This is a genomic window from Carnobacterium sp. (assembly GCF_040274425.1).
Window position 1 is genome coordinate 19,674 of record NZ_JBEMBC010000032.1, and the last position, 8,070, is coordinate 27,743.

Consider the following 8,070-nt stretch of genomic DNA (forward strand, 5'->3'; position numbering starts at 1 on the left):
TCTTTGCAAATTTCCAAATAAGAAAAGAGGTTTGAAGAACATGAGCTATATTTGTTTTGATGTCGGAGGAACAGCCGTTAAACATGCACTAGTAACAAAAAACGGCACCATCCTGCAACAAAATCATTTTCCGACTAACCACGGTGGAAAAGATGAATTTATTGATTCGTTATTGCTTATTATAAAAGAATATGAAAAAGAAGATGCGATTGAAGGTATTGGATTAAGTTTCCCCGGGGTCGTTGATCCAAATAGTGGAACATCGATTACTGCAGGAGCCTTATATTCTCTATATGGAGAAAATATAAAAAAGGAGCTTCACGAACAAACAAATTACTTAGTCACTATTGAAAATGATGCAAATTGTGCATTATTAGCTGAAAAATTTAATGGAAAAGCAACTAAGGATAAAGATGTTCTTTTGGTTACTATTGGAACAGGTATTGGTGGAGCATTAATGGTACAAGATCATGTGATTCATGGACATCAGTTCAAAGCTGGCGAATTTGGTATGATGCGCATTGATTTTGGGCAACAGCCTCATACGACTCTCCATGAGTTAGCCTCTACTTCTGCATTGGTTCGTTTTTATAAAGAAGCAAAAAATATTTTACCAGAAACAGTGATTGATGCCAGGGAAATCTTTGTTGAGATGGACAAAGACCCAATTGTAACAGACGTAGTTAATGGATGGATCGATTATTTAGTAACAGGTATTTTCAATATGGTCGTTTTTATGAATCCTGAAAAAGTATTGATTGGTGGAGGGATCAGTGCAAATCCAAAACTGATTCCACTGATTCAAACAGCATTAGCTAAAAATCCTCATTGGATGGATTTTGAAGTTCCAATCGTAAGTTGTCAGCATCAAAACAATGCGGGCATCCTAGGAGCCCTTTACTGTCTGTTAGAAGAAAAAAAGCGCCTTGAAGACAATAAGTTATTTTTAAATATTCCAGTATAAGAAATAAATTTTAATTGCAGTATTGTTAAGAAAGGAGTACGTCATGTATCACCAAAACTTAGAAGAGTTTCCAGAAAATTTCTTATGGGGTTCTGCATCTGCAGCTTACCAAATAGAAGGTGCATTTGATGAAGATGGAAAGGGACCATCTGTATGGGATACTTTTTCGAAAATTCTAGGAAAAACCTTTGAAAACACCAATGGAGATATCGCTATAGACCATTACCATCGTTATAAAGAAGATGTTCGCTTAATGGCTGAAATGGGGCTAAAAGCTTATCGCTTTTCCGTAGCGTGGTCTCGTATCATTCCAGATGGAGAAGGCGAAATCAATGAAAAAGGGCTCTCTTTTTACGAAAACTTAGTTGATGAATTACTTCTTTATGGTATTGAACCTGTTTTGACCCTTTATCACTGGGATATGCCACAAGCTTTACAAGACAAGTATAACGGCTGGGAGTCTAGAGAAGTCATTGGTAGTTTTAAAAAGTATTGCAAAGCCTTGTTTGAACGATTAGGAAATAAGGTGAAATACTGGGTTACTTTCAATGAACAAAATGTCTTTACGGCTATGGGTTATCGATGGGAAACGCATCCGCCGAATGTTTCAGATGTAAAAAGAATGTTTGAAGCTAATCATGTTGTGAACTTAGCAAATGCAGAAGTCATTAACCTATTTCACGAAATGGTTCCAGAAGGGCTTATCGGACCGAGTTTTGGTTATGGACCGATGTACCCAGCCACTTCAAATCCTGCTGATATTTTGGCAGCAGAAAATGGAAATGACTTTAACAATAGCTGGTGGCTAGATATTTATTGTAAAGGACGCTATCCAGTCTTTACATTGAAACAGCTCAAAAAAAATGGAATTGCACCAACGATATTACCAGATGACGAAAAGTTGTTAGCATCTGCAAAGCCAGATTTTCTTGGCATTAATTTTTATCATGGGGGAACGGTTCAAGAAAATAAGTTGGAAAAGCCGATTGAAAATCAACATAAAGACAGAGCTTTTTCAGCAACAGATCCTTATCTGATGCAGCCAAAAGAAGAACAATCGCAAAGTCCAGAGATTCCTATGTTTCATTCCGTCTCTAACCCTTATTTAGAAAAAACAAATTGGGGATGGGAAATTGATCCAGTAGGTTTTCGAGTAGCGTTACGAGAAGTATATGCTCGTTATGACTTGCCTATCTTTGTGACCGAAAATGGATTGGGTGCTATTGATGAACTGACAGAATCAGGAACAATTGAAGATGATTACCGGATTGATTATTTAAATGCACATATTCTGGAAATGAAAAAAGCGATAACAGACGGTGTAGAAATGATTGGTTATTGTTCATGGTCCTTTACCGATTTATTAAGTTGGCTTAACGGCTATAAAAAGCGTTACGGATTTGTTTATGTTGATAGAACAGAACAAGATGTAAAAGATTTACAGCGCATACCTAAGAAGAGCTATTATTGGTACAAAAATATTATAGAAACAAATGGTGAAAATATAACGAATAAGATAGAGGTGCAGAAATGAAATTTACAAATGGTGGCTGGCTTGTAAAAGAAGGTTTTGAAGTAGATTACCCAGCACATGTTTACACAACTAGACAGACAGAAGATAAGTTAACGTTGTATACTCCATTCCGCTATATAGCAGATAAAGGAGCAACATTAGACGGCGGTATGATGACAGTTGAATTGACTTCACCTTACGAAAATGTAATCGGTGTGAAAGTGTATCATCATAAAGGGCAAGTAAATCACGGACCAGATTTTGAACTAACAAAAGAAAATCCTGAAGTGACGATTCAAGATGAAGGCCAACAAGTAACTTTTTCTAGCGGTGCTTTACAAGCTGTAGTCACAAAAGAAAACCCTTATGAAATTTCTTTTGAAAAAGATGGCAAAGTTTTAACAGCAAGTAAACCTAGAGGACAAGCATATATTCGCAATCATAACGAAAATGAAACCTATATAAGTGAACAATTAACCATTGATGTTGGCGAATTGATTTATGGACTAGGCGAACGATTTACATCGTTTGTCAAAAATGGACAAACAGTTGATATTTGGAATGAAGATGGTGGAACAGGAACGGAACAAGCATATAAGAATATTCCTTTTTATATGAGCAATCGAGGATATGGGGTCTTTGTAAATTCTCCTCAAAAAGTGAGCTTTGAAGTCGGCAGCGAAAAAGTTTCTCGTGTACAATTCAGCGTTCCAGGTGAAGTGATGGAATACTACATCATTGCTGGAGACACGATGAAAGAAGTTTTAGGTCACTATACAGATTTAACTGGTAAACCAGCAATGCCACCAGCTTGGTCATTTGGATTATGGTTAAGCACATCATTCTTAACAGACTACGATGAGGCCACAGTCAATAATTTTGTGGATGGCATGATTGAACGAGATATCCCGCTAGAAGTATTTCACTTTGATTGCTTATGGATGGAAGAATATGAGTGGGTTAACTTTACATGGGACAAAAAGATGTTTCCAGAGCCTGAGAAGATGTTGCGTAATTTAAAAGAAAAAGGATTGAAAATCTGTGTCTGGATCAACCCTTATGTTGGACAGAAATCATCTATGTTTGATGAAGGAATGGAAAATGGGTACTTTATTAAGCGACCAAATGGCGATGTATGGCAATGGGATAAATGGCAGGCCGGTTTAGCTATTGTTGATTTCACAAATCCTGCAGCAATAGAGTGGTACAAAGGCAAGTTATCTGCATTATTAGATATGGGAGTTGACTCTTTCAAGACGGACTTTGGTGAACGAATTCCTGTGGATGCTGTTTACTATGATGGATCAGATCCATATCGTATGCATAACTACTATACTCAATTGTATAACCAAGTCGTATTTGATTTGTTGAAAGAAAAACGTGAGGAAAATGATGCTGTATTATTTGCTCGTTCTGCAACTGTCGGGGGGCAAAAATTCCCTGTTCACTGGGGTGGAGATTGTACATCTGATTACCCATCTATGGCTGAATCATTAAGAGCAGGATTGTCGTTTGGGATGAGTGGATTTGGTTTCTGGAGCCACGATATTGCTGGATTTGAAGAAGGCTCTACACCAGATTTATATAAACGTTGGACACAGTTCGGTTTATTGTCTTCTCATAGTCGTTACCACGGAAGTAAAGAGTATAAGGTGCCTTGGGTTTATGACGAAGAAGCGGTAGATGTTTCACGTAAGTTTACTAAGTTAAAATTAAGCTTAATGCCTTACCTAATGAGTCAAGCTGTAAAAACAACTGTAGAAGGTATCCCTATGATGCGTTCAATGGTACTAGAATTTCCAGAAGACAGCTCTGCACAAACCTTGGATCGTCAATATATGTTGGGTGATAATTTACTTGTAGCTCCAATTTTTAATGATCGTGGTGAAGTAGATTTTTATGTTCCAGAAGGACGTTGGACAAATTATTTAACAAATGAAGTATTAGAAGGCGGCCGTTGGTATCATGAAGTTCATGATTACATGACCTTACCATTATTAGCTAGACCTGACAGTATTATTATTGAAGGTTCAGTAGACAATCAAGCTGAATACGATTATGAAAAAGATATCATCGTTCATATTTTTGAATTGTCTGATGGACGATCAGCAGAAACAAGAGTATACGACAAATTGGGATTAGAAATAGGGAAAGTAGTTGTTGAACGTACCGGCGATATTTTGACGGTTTCAACAGAAGGAACGAATGGCGTGAAAGTATTGTTGCACAACATTGAGTCAGTTCAATCTGTCAATGGAGGCAAAGAAGAATCTTCAGATAGAGGAACACTCATTGGTTTAGAAAAGGCAAAAGTAGAGATTAAACTTTAAAAAATTAAAGAAGAGAACAAAGTTATAAGATAATACTATATTTTGTTCTCTTTAATAGATAACTGCTGGAGGTATAAAATGGGTAAACAATTTTTTGACAACATGCTATATGGTGGAGATTATAATCCAGAGCAATGGCCAAGAGATATTTGGGACGAAGATATGCGCATTTTTAAAAAAGCTAGCATCAATACAGCAACTATCAATGTTTTTTCGTGGGCAAAGTTACAACCTTCTGAAAACGAATACGACTTTTCAGAGTTAGATGATATCATTGATATGCTGACTAAAGAAGAATATACCATTATTTTAGGAACATCTACAGCTGCTTTGCCAGCCTGGATGTCTAGACAGTATCCAGATGTTAATCGTGTAGATTTTGAAGGACGTAAACACCGTCATGGTCATCGACACAATCATTGTCCAAACAGTCCAAGTTTCCAAGGTTTTGCTAAAAAGCTGGTAAATAAATTAGCAGAACGTTATGGAGACCATCCAAATGTCAAAGTATGGCATATTTCAAATGAATACAGCGGTGAATGCTACTGTGACAACTGTGCAAAGGCATTTAGGGTATGGGTGAAAGACAAATATCAAACGGTGGATGCGGTAAATGAAGCTTGGAATATGAATTTTTGGGGACATACACTTTATAGTTTCGATGATATCACACCACCAAATTATTTAGGGGACGGAATCAGCGATACAGCTGCTGCTTTTGCAGGTCTTTCAATTGATTATCGTCGGTTTAATTCAGACAGTTTATTGAATAATTTTAAACTGGAAAAACAAGAAATTCGTAGATTTGATAAGGAAACTCCTGTAACCACTAATTTGATGGGCGCCTATAAGAGTTTAGATTATTTTAAATGGGCAAAAGAAATGGATTTTGTTTCTTGGGATAGTTACCCAAGTCATCAAACACCATTAAGTCACACGGCAATGAACCATGATTTGATGCGCGGACTAAAAGATGGACAAAGTTTTATGTTGATGGAACAAACCCCCAGTCAACAAAATTGGCAGCCATATAATGCTTTGAAACGTCCAGGGAAAATGCGAGCACAAAGTTATCAAACAATTGCACATGGAGGCGATACGATTCAATTTTTCCAATTGCGCCGTTCAAAAGGTGCCACAGAAAAGTTCCACGGTGCAGTCATTGAGCATGTTGGACATGAAAATACACGAGTGTTTCGCGAAGTTGCTGAGTTAGGTAAAGAACTTGAGCAGTTGGGAGATGCACTTATTGGAGCAGAAACCCCAGCAAAAGTAGGGATTTTATTTGATTGGGATAACTATTGGGCACTGGAATACACTAGCGGACCAACTGTTGATCTGCGTTATGTAGAACAGATCCAAAACTATTATGATGCTTGTTACAACCAACAAGTGCCAGTTGATATGATCCATATGGATACAGACTTCGAAAAATATGATGTGATTTTAGCGCCAGTACTTTATATGGTCAAAGAAGGCATATCAGAAAAAATTGAACAGTACGTAAAAAATGGCGGTGCCTTTGTGACAACATTTATGAGTGGAATTGTTGATCAAAGCGATAATGTTCATTTGGGAGGCTATCCAGGTCCACTAAGAGATGTGTTGGGAATTTGGGTAGAGGAAATTGATGCTTTAGCTCCTGAACAACGAAACCAAGTAGTAATGAAAAAAGGGCAATTTAATCAAGAGAAATATGATTGTCGAATGGTGTGTGATCTATTGCATACTGAAGGCGCGGAAGTAATCGCTGAATACGGTACAGATTTTTATAAAGGGATGCCAACCATCACAAAAAATAATTTTGGAGCAGGAGAAGCTTGGTACATTGGAACAGTCCCTGAACAAAAACTGTTGGATGAACTGATTGGAAAACTGCTTAAATCTAAAGGGATTCAAGGATTTGAATATTTACCAGCTGGTGTTGAAATCGCCAGTCGTAAAAAAGCAGAGAATGAATTTTACTTTTTAATGAACCATACTGAAGAAAGCCAAACGGTTGAAACACCTTTTGAAGGGTATAAAGATCTTTTAACTGGCGATCAAGTAACTAGAAACATAGAGCTTAAACCTTTTGATGTAAAGATTTTATTGGAGAATAACTAAAAATCGTAAGAAAAGGCCGAGGTTTTCTAAATCTCAGCCTTTTTTCATTTGAAATTGATCAAGTACTGCTATAAAAGAAGATGATGCATTGGCGAGATCTTTTTTACATTTGGACTTATAACATAGGGGAATAAATAACTGATACTCATTGACTTAATATTTTTTTCACTTTAATAACTGTAGGCATATTACATGATACTCCTTGTTTATTCCTTTATACTGGATACTGTAAAGTATTCATAGAAAGGATGAAAGTAAAATGACAAAAATTGAGAAATTTGAACTAAATGACGGAACAAGTTTACCAGTTATTGGATTTGGAACAGTAAATATCCAAGGAGCTATAGGTGTAAATAGCGTTCTCACAGCAATTGATGTGGGCTATCGACTTATCGATACTTCAACCAACTATATGAATGAAGGAATGGTAGGAGAAGCAATTCGACGTACATCTGTTCCACGTGAAGAATTAATGATAAATTCAAAACTACCAGGAAAAGCGCATGAATACGATAAGGCAATCAAGATGATTCAAGAATCGTTGTACCGTATAGGGATTGATTACTTTGATAAATACTTGATTCACTGGCCACTGCCTAAACAAGATAAATATGATGAAGCTTGGCAAGCATTAGTTGATGCACAAAAATTTGGATTGATAAAAACGATTGGTGTATCGAATTTTTTGCCAGAACACCTTGAACGTATCATTGAAAAGACGGGCGTTACTCCTGCAACCAATCAAATTGAGCGCCACCCGTACTTTAATAACAATGCATTAATAGAAGCCAACAAAAAATTAGGCATCTTAACGGAAGCTTGGAGTCCATTCGGTCGTGAGATCAATGATGTGTTAGAAAATGAAACGATTGTTAAGTTAGCCGAAAAATATGGAAAAGAACCTGCACAAATCATCATCCGTTGGAACTTACAAAATGGTGTGATGCCGATTGTAAAAGCTTCTTCCTTCAGTCACCAAAAAGCTAATTTAGATGTGTTTGATTTTGAATTGTCAAAAGAAGATATTCAAGAAATCGATGCATTAGATAAAGGTGAAGAGGGCAGAGTAGAAGGGCAACATCCAAATGAATACGAAGAGTTTGATTAAACTAATTTTGGATTAGAGAAGTGAAAGGAAGAAAATCTTATGGTAAAGA

The 8,070-nt window shown here is 36.7% G+C and carries 5 protein-coding genes; all 5 read left to right on the forward strand.

The window, feature by feature from the left end; genetic code table 11:
* Window positions 1-40 precede the first annotated feature (40 nt).
* The 5 genes from ABS911_RS07925 (at window position 41) to ABS911_RS07945 (ending at window position 8,021) form a co-directional block, all read left to right on the forward strand.
* The gene (locus ABS911_RS07925) at window positions 41-964 is read left to right on the forward strand and encodes an ROK family protein (protein WP_350467143.1); all 924 of its coding nucleotides are present in this window, start codon (window positions 41-43) and stop codon (window positions 962-964) included.
* Window positions 965-1,007: 43 nt separating this feature from the next.
* Window positions 1,008-2,498, forward strand: coding sequence for a glycoside hydrolase family 1 protein (locus tag ABS911_RS07930; RefSeq protein ID WP_350467144.1), 1,491 nt, complete (start codon window positions 1,008-1,010; stop codon window positions 2,496-2,498).
* Window positions 2,495-4,807: an alpha-xylosidase gene (gene yicI, locus ABS911_RS07935; protein ID WP_350467145.1), complete on the forward strand. Its 2,313-nt coding sequence runs from the start codon at window positions 2,495-2,497 to the stop codon at window positions 4,805-4,807. Before ABS911_RS07930 ends, yicI begins: the two co-directional genes overlap by 4 nt.
* 78 nt (window positions 4,808-4,885) lie before the next feature.
* The gene (locus ABS911_RS07940; RefSeq protein ID WP_350467146.1) at window positions 4,886-6,913 is read left to right on the forward strand and encodes a beta-galactosidase; all 2,028 of its coding nucleotides are present in this window, start codon (window positions 4,886-4,888) and stop codon (window positions 6,911-6,913) included.
* 259 nt (window positions 6,914-7,172) lie between these two features.
* Window positions 7,173-8,021, forward strand: a complete 849-nt coding sequence (locus ABS911_RS07945; protein ID WP_350467147.1) for an aldo/keto reductase — start codon at window positions 7,173-7,175, stop codon at window positions 8,019-8,021.
* Window positions 8,022-8,070: the final 49 nt, after the last annotated feature.

Coding starts and splice junctions, on each gene's coding strand:
- ABS911_RS07925 (WP_350467143.1), top strand. CDS start 41: ATGAGCTATATTTGTTTTGATGTCGGAGGAACAGCCGTTAAACATGCA.
- ABS911_RS07930 (WP_350467144.1), top strand. CDS start 1,008: ATGTATCACCAAAACTTAGAAGAGTTTCCAGAAAATTTCTTATGGGGT.
- yicI (WP_350467145.1), top strand. CDS start 2,495: ATGAAATTTACAAATGGTGGCTGGCTTGTAAAAGAAGGTTTTGAAGTA.
- ABS911_RS07940 (WP_350467146.1), top strand. CDS start 4,886: ATGGGTAAACAATTTTTTGACAACATGCTATATGGTGGAGATTATAAT.
- ABS911_RS07945 (WP_350467147.1), top strand. CDS start 7,173: ATGACAAAAATTGAGAAATTTGAACTAAATGACGGAACAAGTTTACCA.